Source organism: Kribbella sp. NPDC004875 (assembly GCF_042873375.1).
Taxonomy (GTDB): Bacteria; Actinomycetota; Actinomycetes; order Propionibacteriales; family Kribbellaceae; genus Kribbella.
Window position 1 is genome coordinate 136,424 of the sequence record NZ_JBIALI010000007.1, and the last position, 15,281, is coordinate 151,704.

15 protein-coding genes are annotated in these 15,281 nt (G+C 69.5%); 6 read left to right on the forward strand and 9 right to left on the reverse strand.

Going from position 1 to position 15,281, the window contains the following annotated elements; translation table 11 throughout:
• Positions 1–35: 35 nt before the first annotated feature.
• Together ACFYRH_RS34985 and ACFYRH_RS34990 are read right to left on the reverse strand one after the other, a co-directional pair.
• Entirely contained in the window at positions 36–3,302 is a 3,267-nt protein-coding gene (locus ACFYRH_RS34985) for a S8 family serine peptidase (RefSeq protein WP_387784172.1), read from the reverse strand.
• Positions 3,303–3,376: 74 nt separating this feature from the next.
• Complete coding sequence (locus ACFYRH_RS34990) at positions 3,377–4,087, reverse strand: transporter substrate-binding domain-containing protein (protein WP_387784174.1); 711 nt, start codon at positions 4,085–4,087, stop codon at positions 3,377–3,379.
• Between the two features lie 107 nt (positions 4,088–4,194).
• Here ACFYRH_RS34990 and ACFYRH_RS34995 point away from each other — a divergent pair, with 107 nt between their 5' ends.
• Entirely contained in the window at positions 4,195–4,383 is a 189-nt protein-coding gene (locus tag ACFYRH_RS34995) for a hypothetical protein (RefSeq protein ID WP_387784176.1), read from the forward strand.
• Positions 4,384–4,389: 6 nt separating this feature from the next.
• On the opposite strand, the gene ACFYRH_RS35000 is transcribed toward ACFYRH_RS34995, so the two are convergent.
• On the reverse strand, positions 4,390–4,836 hold the full coding sequence (locus ACFYRH_RS35000) for a GNAT family N-acetyltransferase (protein ID WP_387784178.1): 447 nt from the start codon (positions 4,834–4,836) through the stop codon (positions 4,390–4,392).
• A gap of 56 nt (positions 4,837–4,892) precedes the next feature.
• Here ACFYRH_RS35000 and ACFYRH_RS35005 point away from each other — a divergent pair, with 56 nt between their 5' ends.
• The gene (locus ACFYRH_RS35005; RefSeq protein WP_387784180.1) at positions 4,893–5,531 is read left to right on the forward strand and encodes a phosphotransferase; all 639 of its coding nucleotides are present in this window, start codon (positions 4,893–4,895) and stop codon (positions 5,529–5,531) included.
• Here the strand turns inward: ACFYRH_RS35005 and ACFYRH_RS35010 are convergent.
• On the reverse strand, positions 5,519–6,439 hold the full coding sequence (locus tag ACFYRH_RS35010) for a helix-turn-helix domain-containing protein (RefSeq protein WP_387784182.1): 921 nt from the start codon (positions 6,437–6,439) through the stop codon (positions 5,519–5,521). The genes ACFYRH_RS35005 and ACFYRH_RS35010 overlap by 13 nt on opposite strands.
• A gap of 71 nt (positions 6,440–6,510) precedes the next feature.
• Here ACFYRH_RS35010 and ACFYRH_RS35015 point away from each other — a divergent pair, with 71 nt between their 5' ends.
• Positions 6,511–6,822, forward strand: a complete 312-nt coding sequence (locus tag ACFYRH_RS35015) for a cupin domain-containing protein (protein ID WP_387784184.1) — start codon at positions 6,511–6,513, stop codon at positions 6,820–6,822.
• On the opposite strand, the gene ACFYRH_RS35020 is transcribed toward ACFYRH_RS35015, so the two are convergent.
• Positions 6,819–7,808, reverse strand: a complete 990-nt coding sequence (locus ACFYRH_RS35020) for a pirin family protein (RefSeq protein WP_387784186.1) — start codon at positions 7,806–7,808, stop codon at positions 6,819–6,821. The genes ACFYRH_RS35015 and ACFYRH_RS35020 overlap by 4 nt on opposite strands.
• A 241-nt stretch (positions 7,809–8,049) precedes the next feature.
• Between ACFYRH_RS35020 and ACFYRH_RS35025 the strand changes: the two genes are divergently transcribed.
• Together ACFYRH_RS35025 and ACFYRH_RS35030 are read left to right on the forward strand one after the other, a co-directional pair.
• Entirely contained in the window at positions 8,050–8,907 is an 858-nt protein-coding gene (locus tag ACFYRH_RS35025) for a bifunctional methylenetetrahydrofolate dehydrogenase/methenyltetrahydrofolate cyclohydrolase (RefSeq protein WP_387784188.1), read from the forward strand.
• A gap of 31 nt (positions 8,908–8,938) precedes the next feature.
• Positions 8,939–9,208 (forward strand): DUF3017 domain-containing protein, encoded by a 270-nt coding sequence (locus ACFYRH_RS35030; RefSeq protein WP_387784558.1) that lies wholly within the window; start codon positions 8,939–8,941, stop codon positions 9,206–9,208.
• A 159-nt stretch (positions 9,209–9,367) separates the two neighbouring features.
• On the opposite strand, the gene purH is transcribed toward ACFYRH_RS35030, so the two are convergent.
• Genes purH through ACFYRH_RS35045 form a run of 3 tightly spaced genes read right to left on the reverse strand, consistent with a single transcriptional unit; the run spans position 9,368 to position 12,826 of the window.
• A complete protein-coding gene (purH, locus tag ACFYRH_RS35035) occupies positions 9,368–10,927 on the reverse strand; it encodes a bifunctional phosphoribosylaminoimidazolecarboxamide formyltransferase/IMP cyclohydrolase (protein WP_387784190.1) in 1,560 nt (519 codons plus the stop codon).
• Positions 10,924–11,541, reverse strand: a complete 618-nt coding sequence (gene purN / locus ACFYRH_RS35040) for a phosphoribosylglycinamide formyltransferase (protein WP_387784192.1) — start codon at positions 11,539–11,541, stop codon at positions 10,924–10,926. The genes purH and purN overlap by 4 nt, the downstream gene beginning before the upstream one ends.
• Before the next feature lie 34 nt (positions 11,542–11,575).
• Positions 11,576–12,826, reverse strand: coding sequence for a DUF6350 family protein (locus tag ACFYRH_RS35045; protein ID WP_387784194.1), 1,251 nt, complete (start codon positions 12,824–12,826; stop codon positions 11,576–11,578).
• 175 nt (positions 12,827–13,001) lie between these two features.
• Here ACFYRH_RS35045 and ACFYRH_RS35050 point away from each other — a divergent pair, with 175 nt between their 5' ends.
• On the forward strand, positions 13,002–14,333 hold the full coding sequence (locus ACFYRH_RS35050) for a hypothetical protein (protein ID WP_387784196.1): 1,332 nt from the start codon (positions 13,002–13,004) through the stop codon (positions 14,331–14,333).
• A gap of 51 nt (positions 14,334–14,384) precedes the next feature.
• Here the strand turns inward: ACFYRH_RS35050 and sucD are convergent, their stop codons facing one another.
• Positions 14,385–15,275, reverse strand: coding sequence for a succinate--CoA ligase subunit alpha (sucD, locus tag ACFYRH_RS35055; protein WP_387784198.1), 891 nt, complete (start codon positions 15,273–15,275; stop codon positions 14,385–14,387).
• Positions 15,276–15,281 lie beyond the last annotated feature (6 nt).

A 15,281-nucleotide genomic window follows, 5' to 3' on the forward strand; every position in this document is an offset into this window, starting at 1 on the left:
CCCCGGGACATGTTCCCGGGGGCCCGCTGCTGTTCTCACCGCACGGTGTAGGCGGCGATCACCGTCTGCGTGGTGCTGTTGCCGGCCGCATCGGTCGCGGTCGAGCGCAACGAGACGGTCTGGCCGGCGGGTGTCGGGAAGATCGCCCTGTCACCCGCGACCGGCGCCTGGTGCCAGGTGGCGCCCGCGTCGTCGGAGTACTCGATCTTCACCTTCGTCACTGGGTCGCCCTTGACCTCGAACGGCAGAACCGTGACCGGCTTGCGCGCCATCGAGTTGTTGCCGTCGACGTCCGGCCGGAAGCCGACGAGGTGGATCGGGAGACTCGTCTGGTCCGCGGACGACGTGAAGGTCGCCTCCACGTCGGTCCGGGCCGAGAACGGCCAGACCTCCTGCGTCCCGGTCGAGACCAGCTTGTACGACGCCTTGCCCGCCGGCTGGCCGGTGACCGAGACGAAGCCGAACTGGTCGCTGGATCCGACCTCGGTCCCGTCCCGGTAGAGCTTCGTCCCCGCCGTCGTCATCGTGGTGTAGCCGACGTGCCCGTTTGCGTCCGACAGACTGTTCAGCGAGATGCCGAGCTGGTCGTCCGACCGCGTCGCGGCGTACACAGAAGGCACGAAGGCCGCCGCGTTCCACCGCTCTTGGTAGTACCTGCCGGCCTTGTAGAGGATCGGCTGTCCTTCCAGCCGCCACTTCCCGAACGGGAAGTCCGAGCCGTCGGTGTCCTCCTCGGTCGAACCGCCGAAGCCGTCCGGCGTCTCGTCGACGTAATACCTGATCGTCCTGGGCGCGTCGAGGCGGATCACCCGCGCCCAGCCGCTGGCACCGTTCGGACCGGTCGGGAACAGCATCTTGAACAACCGCAGGCCGTCGGTGGCGTTCACCGTCGCGTCGACGGTCGCGAGGTCGGACTGCTTCACCTTTCGGTCGAACCCGGTCGGGAAGTCGCCGGGCTGGAAGTTCGCGATTCCGTACAGGTACGGCGTGTTCGTGAACAGCCCGTCCACTCCCGGCACGCCCCACTGCGACGTGATGTGACCGGTCAGTTGGTCCGCCGGCAGCTTCGGCCCGGCGTTGTAGGTGTACATCTTCCCGGAGAGGAAACCCGCCGCGGCGTAGGTGTACACGCCGTCCTTGATCTTCCGGTCGAACCCGATGTCCGCGTTCGCCTGGACGGCGTCGGCGTTGGGCACCGACGTGGTGACCGGCTTCGCCTTCCGGGCGTCGAGCACGATCGTCTGGTCCGCGGTGAGCTTCACACTCGGGACAAGCAACGAGAAGAAGATCCAGTCCTCCGGTCCGCGTTCGAACTCCTGGAACTGGCTGAGCGCATACTCACCCTGCGGCAGCCGCATGGTCACCGTGCCGGTCTCGTCCGGGCTGTACATCTCGTACCGGTCGTTGTCGACGCCAACCAGGGTCACCGGGTAATCCGGATCCGGCGCCCCGTCGCGCCGGATCAGCTTGACCGTCAGGTTGTACGTCGGGACTTCCTTGTCCACCCCCACCGGTACGACGACCGTCTGGCCGCCACCCGTGGCGGTGATGCGACCGCTGTACAGTCCGTCGGCGCCACCGAGGGTGGTGTCCGACGTCGCCTGCACGGACGCCGTACCGCCGGCCGGGACCGTGACCGAGCCGGCGCTCAGCTTCAGCGCACCGGCCGGAGCCGCGGCGCCGTCCGGGCCTGTCAGCACCGACGACAGCGACAGTGTGGCGGCCGCGTCGCCGAGGTTCCGGAAGGTCACCGCGCGGGTCACCGGCTCGTCGTCGGTGTGCGGGTACGACGCCTTGCCGAACGACACGCTGCCCGGCTCGGCGACCACCGTCTGCTTGATCGCGGTGGTCAGGTCGATCCGGCCGGCGCCCTGCTGGAACGACGTCTGGTCGGCCGCGACCTTGGCGGAACCCATCAACGCGGCCTTCAGCTCGGCCGGCGTCCAGGATGGGTGCTCCTGCAGCAGGATCGCGGCGGCGCCGGCGGTGTGCGGCGTCGCCATCGACGTACCGGAGAGCCGCAGGTACTGGTCGCCGACCGGTTCGCCGATCGACGAGTCCTTCGACTTCGCGGCGACGATGTCCGTACCGGGCGCAGTGACATCCGGCTTGAGGGCGCTGTCACCGACCCGCGGTCCACGGCTCGAGGTCGGGTTCAGCTGGTCCTGCTTGGTGACGTTGCCGACCGTCAGCGCCGCGTCCGCGCTGCCCGGCGAGCTGATCGTCCCGTCCGCCGACCCTTCGTTGCCCGCAGCAACCACGAACAGGGTGCCGGTCTCGGCGGTCAGCCGGTTCACGGCCTCCTCCACCGGGTCGAGGTCCGGAGTGTCGGTGCCGCCGAGGCTGAGGTTGACGATCTTCGCCTTGACGTCCCGCGCGGCCCACTCCATTCCAGCCAGGATCGCGGAGTCCTCACAACCCCACACCTCACAGATCTTGCCGTCGTAGATCCGCGCGTCCGGCGCGACACCCTTGTAGCGTCCACCCGACGCGGCACCGGTGCCGGCGATCGTCGACGCGACGTGCGTGCCGTGCCCGACAAGGTCGTCGGCGGACTCGGTGGTGAAGTTCTTCTCCCCCGCGATCTGGGTCGCCAGATCCGGATGCGTGGCGTCCACACCGGTGTCGAGCACCGCGACGGGCACGCCCTTACCGGTGTACCCCGCCTGCCAGGCGACCGGGCCGCCGATCTGCGGGACCGATTGGTCCAGCGTCAGCTTGCGCTTGCCGTCCAGCCACAGCTTGCTGAACCCGGCCGAGCTCAGGAAGCCCTTGGCGCTGGTCTTGCTGACCTTCAGCGCCGCCCCACCGATCGACGGCAACTGTCGCGTGACCTTCGCCCCGGCCGGTACGGCGCGCTTCGCCGCGGCGGACCCGGAGTACGTCGTCAGGACCGGGATGGTGCTCGTCGACGCGTCGTCGTACCCGTTCTCGACCAGCCCGGCGACGTCGAACAGGCGGCGGTCGATCCGGCCGTCGCCCACCTGCCGGGTGACGTCGGCCGGGATCACGTACGTGTGGTCCTTCGTGCGATAGGTGGTGAAGCCGACGTGCTGCCGGCCGGCACCTGGTTCGATCGTCGCCTTGGTCAGGTCGCCACCGGGCAGCACGACGCGGTCACCGGTGATCAAGGTGACCCGGACGTCCTTGGCCGCCTTCTTCACGACCTCTTTCGCGGCGCTCGGCTCGCCGGACGGTGCCGCCTGCGCCGGCGCTTGCCCGGCGAACGAACTGGCGGCAAGGCCCGCGACCGCCAGAACGGCGATCGCGGGCAGTGTTCTGCGCGTAGATCTCGGACTCACTCAGGGCCTCCCCAGAAGACGGTTGTCTGCGCACTCCTAGAACGCAGCCGGCCGTCTCCGGGGTTGCCTGAGTTTCAGGCCGGTGGTGCGACCAGTGCGCTGTCCTGGCCCGCGGCGGCCAGCGAGGCGGCGATGAAGCCGGTGGACTTGAGGTCCTCGATCAGGTCGTGGAGGTAGGCGACGGTCTCGGGCTGCTTCGTCCGGGACGTTCCGACGGCCTGCTGGATCTGCATGAACCGCTCGTCGATCAACCGCAGGTCCGGGTGCTCGGCGACATACCGCGTGATCGGCTGCCGGATGCCCGCGGCCACCTCCAGCCGCTCGGCCCGGAACGCGTCCACACCGTCCACACCCCGCACCACCGTGGCCTGCCGCAACGTCCTGGTCAGGTACAGGTCGTACGCCGACCCCTGCTTCACCCCGATCCGCACACCAGGCGCGTCCACGTCGGCCACCGCGGTCAGCCCCGAGTCCCGCGGTACGGCGAAGACGCCTTCGATCACGACGTACGGCCCGGTGAACGCCACCTCGGCGGCCCGCGCGGGCTCGATCGCGAGGAAGCAGAGATCCGCCCGCCCCGTCGTCATCGCCTCGAACGACTTCCGCGCCGCATCGAAACACACCAACTCCAACGGCAACTCCAGCCGCCGAGCCAGCTCCCGCGCGATGTCGACCGTCACGCCACCCGGCGCATCCGCCGTCCCCTGAGCCAGCACCGGATTCCCAAGATTGATCGAGGCCCGCAACACACCACTCGGCGCCAGGTCGGAGGCAACAGTCGTCATGACCGCGACCCTATCCACCCACCGCGACGCCCACCCGAACGAATGCCGAATCCCGTCAGTCGTTCTCCCGCAGGCGGGGTCAGCGGGTCAGGTCGAGGGAGGCGATCATGATTTTGTTGCCGTCGGGGCGGACGTTGGCCATTGCGGTGACGAGTTGGCGGGAGCGTGAGGCGAACGTCCGGTACTACGAGAACAATCGTGGCTTCAACTGGCCGCATGCCTCGGCAGCTCTGGCGTTGGACCGCTACCTCGACTCCCCGCTGGACCACGAGCGGGATCGCGCATCCCGCGCCTGAGCCGGGTCAGAGGCGCTTCTCGAACCACACGCGGCGGCGACCGAGCAGGGTCTCGCGGCCGGTCTCGACGTACCCGTGGCGGGGGTAGTAGGTGAGGTTCTCGGTCATTGCCTCGTTGGTGCAGAGGGTGATGCGACGGTGGCCTCGGTCGCGGGCCTGGGCTTCGGTGAAGGTCAGGAGGGCGGAGCCGATGCCGGTGCCCTGGGCGGCCGGTGCGACCGCCAGGACGTCGAGGAGGAGCGAGTCGGGCTCGTCCTCCAGGAGCACGAAACCGATGACTTCATCGGCACCGGCCTGGGTTGCCACCCAGACCTTGCCGGCGGCGACGGCTGCGGAGTAGTCGACTGTCATCGGGATCGGGGGCAGGCCGATCCTGGGGATGTAGTGCTCGAAGGCCGCCTGGGCGATGGCCGTGACGACCTTCGTGTCGGCCGGCGTCGCGGGTCTGATCATGCGGGCGTCCTTAATCGGTGTGCAGACCTACCCTAGGTCACCGTAACGTTCGGCGAGTGGATCTCAACGCGCTGCAGAGCCGGTTTGGTGCCGACCGCGCCGAACCGATCACCGTGGGCTGCTCCGAGGCGACCGTTGTCCGGCTCGAGCGCGGTCCGGAACGCCTGTATTACAAGGAGGGCCAGGTCCTGGACGCCGAGGCCGACCGGCTGGCCTGGCTCGGCTCGACCGGGTTCCGCTGTCCGCGAATCGTTGATCGCGGCAACAACTGGATGCTGACCACCGAGCTGCCCGGCCGCGACGCCTCACAGGACTGGCCGGCCACCGACCGCCCGGCCGTACTCGCCGCGATCGCCGAGGGACTGCGCGCGCTGGACGAACTGACCGACTGCCCGTTCGCCTCGCCCTTTCCCGGCCAGGGGTCCGCCGTGACCCACGGCGACTACTGCGCGCCGAACGTCTTCATCGATCCGGAAACACTGCGCTTCACCGGCATCCTGGATCTGAGCTGCCTCGGCGCCGGCGACCGGTACGTCGACCTCTCCTTGATGTTCGGGAGCCTGCGCGGAAACCTCAATCCGCAGTACGGCGGACTGCCCGCGGCCCGGCGCTTCGTCGAGTTGTACGGCGGCGATCCGGACGACCCACGGATCGAGCACTACCTCACCCTCGACGTGGAAGACTACTTGCCCTGATACGCGCGCCGGTACGCACTCGGGGTGGTGTGCAGCGCGGCGCGGAACCTCCTCCGCAGGTTGGTCGCCGACGACAGGCCGACGCGGGTCGCGATGGTGTCGACGGAAAGATCCGTTTCCTCGAGCAGAAAACGTGTTCTGGCGATCCGCTGGGCGAGCAGCCACTGCCCCGGCGCGACCCCGAGCTGATCCGCGAACCGGCGGGCCAGGGTCCGGGCGGAAACGTTGGCGCGACCCGCGAGATCCTCGAGCGTGATCGTTTCCGCAAGATTTTCCGTGGCCCAGTCGAGCAGTTCGCCGAGCGATTCCACGGGCTGCTCGGGTTCGTCGCGGTACTGCACCTGACCGCCCTCGCGATGCGGCGGCATCACCATCCGCCTGGCCACCCGGGACGCGTACGCGGCACCCTGATCGGTGCGCACCAACTGCAGGCACAGATCGATGCCGGTCCCCGATCCCCCGCTGGTCGCGATGTCGCCGTGATCGATGTAGAGCACGTCCGGATCCACTTGCACAGCGGGGAATCGGCGTTGCAGCTGATCGGCGTACCGCCAATGGGTCGCGGCGCGACGCCCGTCGAGCAGGCCGGTCGCGGCCAGCACGTATGCGCCGGAACAGATGCTCACCAGGCGCGCGCCGCGTCGATGTGCTCTGGTGAGTGCCTTCAGGACGCCGGGCGTCGGCTCGCGATTGATCGGCAGCCAGCCCGGTACGACAATCGTGTCGGCGCGATCCAGCGCGCGCAGCCCCGACGTGACGATCATGTCGAAACCCTCGGTGGTGCGGAGGTTTCCGGGCATTTCCGTGCACACGCGGAAGCGGTACGGCGCCTCACGGAAAACTGCTGCCGCACAGCCCAGCTCGAAACTCGCCTGCGGTTCGCTGACCAGCGCGACGACTCGGTGCATGACAAGAAAGTACCTGATCGAGACTATCCAGACACTGGGGACAACGCTGTGGAGAACGTCAGGATCGAGGCATGCAGAACTACGAGTGGTCGTCGGTCGCCGACGCACCGGTCCGTGAACTCTTCCCCGGCATCAAGCTGCGGCCACTGTGGTCCGGCGAGGTCGCCAAGGCGTTCGTCTTGCAGATGGAACCCGGGTCGCGCTGGGAGGGCATCGACGTCCACGACCCTGGCCCGGAGGAGGTTTTCGTCGTCGACGGCGTCTTCAACGACGGCGACCGTGACTATCCGGCCGGTTCGTTCATCCACGCCCCGGCCGGGTCGTCACACGTTCCGCAGTCCACGCAGGGCTGCACGCTCTTTCTCTTCTACCCCGAGGGTTAGTTCTCGGTACTGCGCAGTTCGGTCGGTGCCCCGTGGACGGCAGGGATGCTGCCGAGCTTGCCGGCCTGGAAGTCCTCGAAGGCCTGGATCACCTCGGCGCGGCTGTTCATCACGAACGGCCCGGCCATGGCGATCGGTTCCCGGATCGGGCGGCCGCCGATGACGAGGACATCCAGGTTCGGCTCGGCTTGCGGCTGCGACGTGCCGGCCGCCGTACGGATCGTGTCGCCGGGGCCGAAGACCGCCAGCTGACCCTTGCGGATCGGCCGCCGCTCGGCGCCGACCGTGCCCTGACCGGCCAGGACGTAGACGAGCGCGTTGTAGTCCGGCTGCCAGGGCAGCACCATCTCCGCGCCCGGGCTGACGGTGGCGTGCACCAGGCTGATCGGGGTGTGCGTCGAGCCGGGGCCGTCGTGACCGTCGACCGAACCGGCGATCACCCGGATCAGCGAACCGCCGTCCGGCGTCGAGAGCAGCGCGGAGTCGCCACCGCGGATGTCCTGGTAGCGCGGCGGGGCCCACTTCAGCGCCTTCGGCAGGTTCACCCAGAGCTGGACGCCGTGGAACAGGCCACCGCTCAGCACCAGGTGCTCCGGCGGGGTCTCGATGTGCAGCAGGCCCGAGCCGGCGGTCATCCACTGGGTGTCGCCGTTCGAGATGACGCCGCCACCACCGTTGGAGTCCTGGTGCTCCATGATCCCGTCGAGCATGTACGTGACGGTCTCGAAGCCACGGTGCGGGTGCCAGGGCGTGCCCTTCGGCTCACCCGGCGCGTACTCCACCTCACCCATCTGGTCCATGTGGATGAACGGGTCCAGGTCGCGGAGGTCGACGCCCGCGAAGGCCCGGCGTACCGGGAAGCCCTCGCCCTCGTAGCCGCTCGGCGCCGAGGTCACCGACTTGACCGGGCGCTCGTGCGCGACGGCGGGGTCCTGCGGGCTGATCCGGGGCAGGACGGTGATGTCGCTGACGGTCACGGCGGGCATGGTGTGCTCCTCGCTGGTTGGTAGTTCAAGAATAAACTATCTGCTCGAACCGCGGCAAGAGCGGCCGCATTCCCTGGTTCACAGCGACCTCCCGGGCGGCGGACCGCCAGCACTCACCAAGTCGGCGAAAGGGGGCTGGTGGGCAACGTTCGCAGCGGGAGAAGCGGTGGTGGCTCGGAGTTGGTGGGTGTTGGCGGTCCGGGTTCGGGGTGGGGTGGTGGGCGTGGCAGACTCTGGAGTCGTGACGGCGCAGATTCTGGATGGCAAGGCGACGGCGGCGGCGATCAAGGACGAGTTGAAGGTTCGGGTCGCGAAGCTCGCCGAGCAGGGCGTGGTGCCCGGGCTCGGCACGATCCTGGTCGGTGACGACCCGGGGAGCCGGGCGTACGTGGCGGGCAAGCACCGCGACTGCGCGGCGGTCGGGATCTCCTCGATCCAGGTCGAGCTGCCGGACACCGCGACCCAGGACGAGATCGCCGCGAAGGTCCAGGAGCTCAACGAGAACCCGGAGTGCACCGGCTTCATCGTGCAACTCCCGCTCCCGAAGCACGTCGACACGAACACGATCCTCGGCCTGATCGACCCCGCCAAGGACGCCGACGGCCTGCACCCGGTCAGCCTCGGCAAGCTCGTCCTCGGCCAGGACGGTCCGCTCCCGTGCACCCCGAAGGGCTGCGTGGAGATCCTCCGGCGGTACGACGTACCGATCGCGGGGGCCCACGTGGTCGTCGTCGGCCGCGGGGTGACTGCGGGCCGGCCGATGGGCCTGTTGTTCACCCGGCGGAGCGAGAACGCGACCGTGACCCAGTGCCACACCGGCACGAAGGACCTCGCCGCCGTGGTTCGCACCGGCGACATCGTGATCGCCGCGGCGGGTTCGGCCGGTCTGATCACCGCGGACATGGTGAAGCCCGGCGCCGTACTCCTCGACGTCGGCACCAGCCGCAACGCGGAGGGCAAGATCGTCGGCGACATCGAGGCCGCGGCCCGCGAAGAGGCGTCCTGGATCGCTCCGATGCCCGGCGGGATCGGACCGATGACGCGCGCGATGCTGCTCACGAACGTCGTCGAGGCCGCTGAAGCGAGCCTCCACCAGTGAGTTCCCGCGCGGAGACGAGTGTGACGTGCTGATGGCGGGCGAGGCCCAGCGGCGCAGCCAATGGCCGCTCGCGTTGACGTTGCTGGCCGGGCTGACCGGTCTGGTCGTGCTCTGGTTCTACAACTGGCGCAACGGCGTACTGATCTTCGCCGGCGCCGTCGGCCTGGCCGGTTTGCTCCGCGCCGCCCTCTCCGACAGCGCCGCCGGCCTGCTCCACGTCCGCAGCCGGATGTTCGACATCGCGTTCCTCTTCCTCACCGCCATCGCCACCGCCGTCCTTGGCCTGATCATCCCGAACTGACAATTCGGGTGCAGCCGGTATCCGGCGGCGGCATAATCCGGCGGATGGTGACCATCCGCCCCGCCTCCGCCGCCTACCGCCGGAGGTTTGGGCACGCGCTGGGGACCGTGGACAGGCAATAACCTGTTCAAGGTCCCCGCTGGGGGTGGGCGGCAGCTGTTAGTGGAAGAAGTGGCGGGTGCCGGTGAAGTACATGGTGATGCCGGCCTTGGTGGCGGCTTCGATGGCTGCTTCGTCGCGGATGGAGCCGCCGGGCTGGACTACTGCCTTGACGCCGCCCTCGATGAGGACCTCGAGGCCGTCGGGGAACGGGAAGAAGGCGTCCGACGCGGCGACCGAGCCAGCTGCGCGGTCGCCGGCGCGGGAGACGGCGAGGCGGCAGGAGTCGACGCGGTTGACCTGGCCCATGCCGACGCCGACCGAGGCGCCGTCCGCGGCCAGCAGGATCGCGTTCGACTTGACCGCGCGGCACGCCTTCCACGCGAAGGCCAGGTCGGCGAGCACCTCGGGCGAGGCGGCGTCGCCGGCCGCGAGGGTCCAGGCCGAGGGGTCGTCGCCGGGCGCCTGGAAGCGGTCGCGGTGCTGGAGCAGCAGGCCGCCGCTGATGGCACGCAGCTCGACGGGCTCGTTCTGGTCGACCGCGGGCGCCACGAGCAGGCGGATGTTCTTCTTGCCCTGCAGGATCTCGACCGCGCCCTCGTCGTACCCGGGGGCGACCAGGACCTCGGTGAAGATCTCCGCGACCTGCTTGGCCATGTCGACCGAGACCGGCTGGTTGGTCGCGATCACACCGCCGTACGCCGACACCGGGTCGCACTCGTGCGCACGCCGGTGCGCCTCCGCGATGTCCTTGCCGACCGCGATGCCGCACGGGTTCGCGTGCTTGATGATCGCGACCGCGGGCTCGCTGAAGTCATAAGCGGTACGGCGAGCCGCGTCGGCGTCGACGTAGTTGTTGTACGACATCTCCTTGCCGTGCAGCTGCTCCGCGCCGGCCAGACCGCCGCGGCCGTTCAGGTACAGGGCCGCGGGCTGGTGCGGGTTCTCGCCGTAGCGCAGTACGGCGGACTTGTCCCACGACGCACCGATCCAGGACGGGAAGCCCGAGCCCTCGCTGCTGTCGGTGAGCACGTTGCCCATCCAGGACGCGACCGCGATGTCGTACTCCGCGGTGTGCACGAACGCCGCGGCGGCGAGCTGCTGCCGGTCCTCGAGCGAGAAACCGCCCTCGTCGAGCACGGAGTACAGCAGGTCGTACTGCGCCGGCGAGGTCACGACCGCGACGTTCGCGTGGTTCTTCGCGGCGCCGCGCACCATCGACGGCCCGCCGATGTCGATCTGCTCGATGCATTCGTCGACGGACGCGCCGGACGCGACCGTCTCCGAGAACGGGTACAGGTTGCTGACCAGCAGGTCGAACGGCTCGACCCGCATCTCGCGCAGTTGCGCGACGTGCTCCTCGCGGCGGACGTCGGCCAGCAGCCCGGCGTGCACCATCGGGTGCAGCGTCTTGACCCGCCCGTCGAGGCACTCCGGGAACCCGGTCAGCTCCTCGACCTTGGTCACCGCGACGCCCGCCGCGGCGATCCGCGCGGCCGTCGAGCCGGTGGACACGATCTGCACGCCCGCCGCGGCCAGCGCGGAAGCGAGCTCCTCCAGGCCGGTCTTGTCGTACACGCTGATCAGCGCCCGGCGAATCGGCCTGCGGTCGGTGCTCACTTCAGTCGAACCTTTCGTCCGGTGATGGTCCAGCCCTCGCGGACCAGGCGGCCGACCCACTCCACCAGCTGGCGGCGTTCGACCTCCTTGATCCGCTCGGTCAGGGTTTCTTCGGTGTCGTCGTCCTCGACGTCGACCGCGACCTGCGCGATGATCGGCCCGGTGTCGACGCCGCCGTCCACGAAGAACAGCGTCGCGCCGGCGACCTTCACGCCGTACTCGAGCGCGTCCCGGGGCCCGTGGATCCCGGGGAAGGCCGGCAGCAGCGCGTTGTGGGTGTTGATGTACCGGTCGCCGAAGGCGCCGAGGAACTCGTCCCCGACGAGCTTCAGGAACCCGGCCGACACCACGAGGTCAGGCTTGTACTCCGCGACCGACGCGGTCAGCGCCCGGTCCCAGTCGGCCCGCTCGGGGTACTCCTTGACCTTGTGCACGAACGTCGGCACGCCGGCGGCCGCGGCCCGGTCCAGCCCGGCGATCCCGGCCCGATCGGCACCGACGGCGACGACCTGGGCGCCGTACGCCGGGTCGGCGCACGCGTCCAGCAGGGCCTGCAGGTTCGACCCGGACCCCGAGACGAGCACGACGAGGCGCGCCTGCCCGGAATCAGACACAGCGGAGTCCGCAGCGGAAGTCACGGCGGGAAGCCTATCGCTCGGGGTCCCCCGCATCGTCAGCCGGTCGCCGCGACGAGACCACGGCGGCCGTGATCGCGGCCCCGATCGCCATCCCGGCGGCCAGCAGACCGGCCGCTGACAGCGCCGACGGCACCCCGATCGCGGACATCCGCCCCGGCCCGGCCGAACCGCCGGACAAGGCCATCAACGCGTACAGCACGACGCCCGCGAGCAGCGCCGCCATCGCGCCGCGCAGCGCGAACGCGTCCCAGCCGAGCGCGTCCGCGTCCCGCTCCGCGAGCCCACGCCGTACGACGACCAGTCCTGCGACCACGCCGGCGATCAGAGGCACGACGGCCGTCAGCGCCAGCAGGTACGACGGGGTCGACCCGTCCTCGGGCACCGCGGCGAGCAGCGGGAGCGCCGGGAGGTTGCCGACATCCACGCCGGTCGGCGCAATCGTCGTCCCGGTGCCGAGCTGGAATCCGGGCCCGGCGAGGAACGCGACGACGTACAGGATCATGTTCGGCAGCAGCATCAGGCAGATCGCGAACAGCACGACCGAGCCGATCACGCCGGCGTCGAGGAGTTCGAGCATCCCGGTGATCCGGGAGAAGTGGATCGCGAGCAGTACGGCGTACAGCACCGCCGCGAGCGCGAACACGGTGAGTACCGCGGCGAACGCAGCCGGTACGGCGTCCCGCAGCCCGGCCGGTGTCGCGTCGGCGATGTCCTCGCCCGCACCGGACTCGGCAACGATCCCCGCGGCACCGGCGACCAGGGCCAGTGAGAAGGCACCGAGGAACGCTGACAGCGGTGAGACCTTCAACGCACCGTCCGCCGTGAGGAGCGCCACAACGAGCGCGCCGAGGGCGTAGACCGCCGCGAAGGCGCCCGCCAGCATCATCAGGTCCTTGGTCCGGTCGGCCGCGCTGGAGCGGGCCGCGGACTTGCCGCCGCGGTACAGGCACCAGGCGAGGAACAAGGTCAGGCCGAGCGGCGCGACACTGATCCGGCCGGCGCCGAGCGTGACACCGGCCTTGTGCGCGACCAGCCAGGTGGCCGCGCCGGCCCGGACCGCGCCCGAGGCACCGCCGAACGTCGCCGCCAGCCAGCCGATCACGGCGACCGCGGCGCAGGTGAGCAGACCCGTCAGCAGGCAGGCCCCGGCCGAGATCACGGCCGACACGACCAACGGCTTGGTCTGGGCGGCGATCTCCGACGTCGGTGCAGCGCTCGATTCACCGTCCCGCGCGCCCGGGCGGCTCAGCATGTCGGTCATCTGACCCCCATGGTCTCTCCGCACCCGGACACCGCTCGTCCTGACACGCCGTCTGTGGGAGACTTCAGCCCGCTTGCTCACACTGCGTTTCCACCTGTTCGCCTGGTGGTAGCGGAATGGGAGTGGCATGGGTCCACCGGGTACTGTCGGGTGGAATCAGTCAGGAGGTCGAGCTTTGGCCGGTTCCCACCGTGCATCGCGCGGCGGCGGTCGCGCCGCTGCCCGGGAAGCACGTCGGCAGCAGGCGCGCAAGCGGAACCAGACGATCGCCGCAGGGGTCGCGGTCGTGGTGCTGGTCGGCGGCGGCGGTGTCGCCGCGCTGAACGCGTTCGGCGGCGACAAGACGCCGGACGGCCCGAAGGTCGGCAAGGGCCCCTCGGACGGCAAGCCGACCGAGTCCACCGTGCTGGCCGACGACAAGGCGCTGCTGGACGTCGCCGGCGCGAAGACGCTCGGCGCGACCGGCGCCTGGGCGGTCGCCAAGACCGCGGACGCCGATTCCGCCCCGGACACCGCGTTCGTCTGCCAGACGCAGCGGTTCGCCGACCCGGCCGGCCTCCGGACCTGGGTGCGAACCTTCCAGAACCCGACCACCAAGGACACGGCGGTCCAGTACGTCGACGTCTCCAACGACAAGGCCACCGCCGCCAAGACGTACGCCGCGGTCGTGCACTGGTTGAGCCAGTGCAACACCCCGCAGACCCGGTTGTCGGCCGGTTATGTGACCGCCGGCGTCGGTCAGGCCGGCGTGATCGCCGTGTTCGGGTCGGTGCCCGGCACGACGACGAAGTACAAGACCGTCTCGGTGACGCTCGCCGGGCAGGCGACGATGGTGATCGAGCACGACACGCTCGCGAAGACGCCGCCACGGCCGGACGCCGTGCTGGCCGCGACGAGTGCCGCGACCAAGAAGATCTGCGCCCAGACCGGCGGCTGCTCCACCGCGGCCCCGGTCGCGAAGCCGGCCCTGCTGCCGAACGTCGACACCCCCGGGTTCATGGCTTCGGTCGACCTGCCGTTGCTGCCCGAGATCAACAAGCCGTGGGTCAGCGCGACCGCGAAGAGCACCTCGGGTACCTGCGAGAAGATCGACTTCAAGAAGGCGAAGGCGGCCAAGTTCGGCACCACCACCTACGTGACCCCGGACGCGAAGGTGCCGACCGAGTTCGGGCTGGACAACACGGTGGCCAAGTTCGCGAGCGCGTCCGCGGCCGCGAACTACGTCAGCCAGATCAAGAAGAACGTCGACAGTTGCGAGAAGAACGTCTCGAACGCCAAGGTCGAGTCGACCGGCACCATCCAGACCGGCACGGTCAAGGGCAAGAGCTGGAAGGCGACCTACGACACCGGCGACGGGAAGAAGTTCGTCTACCGGATCGGCGTCGCCGGGTCCGGGGACCGCGTGGTCTACGTGCTGTTCCCGGTGCTGAAGGGCCTCGACATCACCGACGACACGTTCGACGAGACAGTGGTCCGGGCCGCCGACCGCTCGGCCGCCTACAAGTAGAAAGCGGGACCCGCCCCGAGGGGCAGGTCCCGCTTCGCTCGAGCCTGGCGGTTACTTGTTCAGGCCCTGCATGATCTCGCGCATCAGGTTGGCGGTCTCGGTCGGCGTCTTGCCGACCTTCACGCCGACGGCCTCGAGGGCCTCCTGCTTCGCGGCCGCCGTACCGGACGAGCCGGACACGATCGCGCCCGCGTGACCCATCGTCTTGCCCTCCGGTGCGGTGAAGCCCGCGACGTACCCGACGACCGGCTTGGTCACGTTCTCCTTGATGAACGCGGCCGCCCGCTCCTCGGCGTCACCACCGATCTCACCGATCATCACGATCGCGTCGGTGTCCGGGTCGTCCTGGAACGCCTGCAACGCGTCGATGTGCGTGGTCCCGATGATCGGGTCACCACCGATACCGATCGCGGTCGAGAACCCGAAGTCCCGCAGCTCGTACATCATCTGGTAGGTCAGCGTGCCGGACTTCGACACCAGACCGATCCGGCCCTGGCCGGCGATGTCGGCCGGGATGATGCCCGCGTTCGACGCGCCCGGGGTGATGATGCCCGGGCAGTTCGGCCCGATGATCCGGGTCTTGCCGGACGCCTGCGCGGCGGCGAAGAACGCGGCGGTGTCGTGCACCGGCACGCCCTCGGTGATCACCACGACCAGCGGCACCTCGGCCTCGACGGCCTCCAGTACGGCGTCCTTGGTGAACTTCGGCGGGACGAAGATGACCGACACGTTCGCGCCGGTCTCCTTGACCGCGTCCGCCACCGTGCCGAACACCGGCACCGACTTGCCGTCGAAGTCCTGGCTCTGGCCCGCCTTGCGCGGGTTCACGCCGCCGACGATGTTGGTGCCCGAGGCGAGCATCCGGGTGGTGTGCTTGGTGCCCTCGGAGCCGGTCATGCCCTGGACGATGACCTTGCTGTCCTTGGTCAGGAAGATAGACATTGTTCG

Bases quoted from the DNA above. Each gene is read 5' to 3' on its own strand.
- ACFYRH_RS35010 (WP_387784182.1), bottom strand. From the start codon at position 6,439: ATGCACCGAGTCGTCGCGCTGGTCAGCGAACCGCAGGCGAGTTTCGAG.
- ACFYRH_RS35045 (WP_387784194.1), bottom strand. From the start codon at position 12,826: ATGACCGACATGCTGAGCCGCCCGGGCGCGCGGGACGGTGAATCGAGC.
- ACFYRH_RS34990 (WP_387784174.1), bottom strand. From the start codon at position 4,087: ATGACGACTGTTGCCTCCGACCTGGCGCCGAGTGGTGTGTTGCGGGCC.
- ACFYRH_RS34995 (WP_387784176.1), top strand. From the start codon at position 4,195: ATGATTTTGTTGCCGTCGGGGCGGACGTTGGCCATTGCGGTGACGAGT.
- ACFYRH_RS35030 (WP_387784558.1), top strand. From the start codon at position 8,939: ATGGCGGGCGAGGCCCAGCGGCGCAGCCAATGGCCGCTCGCGTTGACG.
- ACFYRH_RS35020 (WP_387784186.1), bottom strand. From the start codon at position 7,808: ATGCCCGCCGTGACCGTCAGCGACATCACCGTCCTGCCCCGGATCAGC.
- sucD (WP_387784198.1), bottom strand. From the start codon at position 15,275: ATGTCTATCTTCCTGACCAAGGACAGCAAGGTCATCGTCCAGGGCATG.
- ACFYRH_RS35015 (WP_387784184.1), top strand. From the start codon at position 6,511: ATGCAGAACTACGAGTGGTCGTCGGTCGCCGACGCACCGGTCCGTGAA.
- ACFYRH_RS35000 (WP_387784178.1), bottom strand. From the start codon at position 4,836: ATGATCAGACCCGCGACGCCGGCCGACACGAAGGTCGTCACGGCCATC.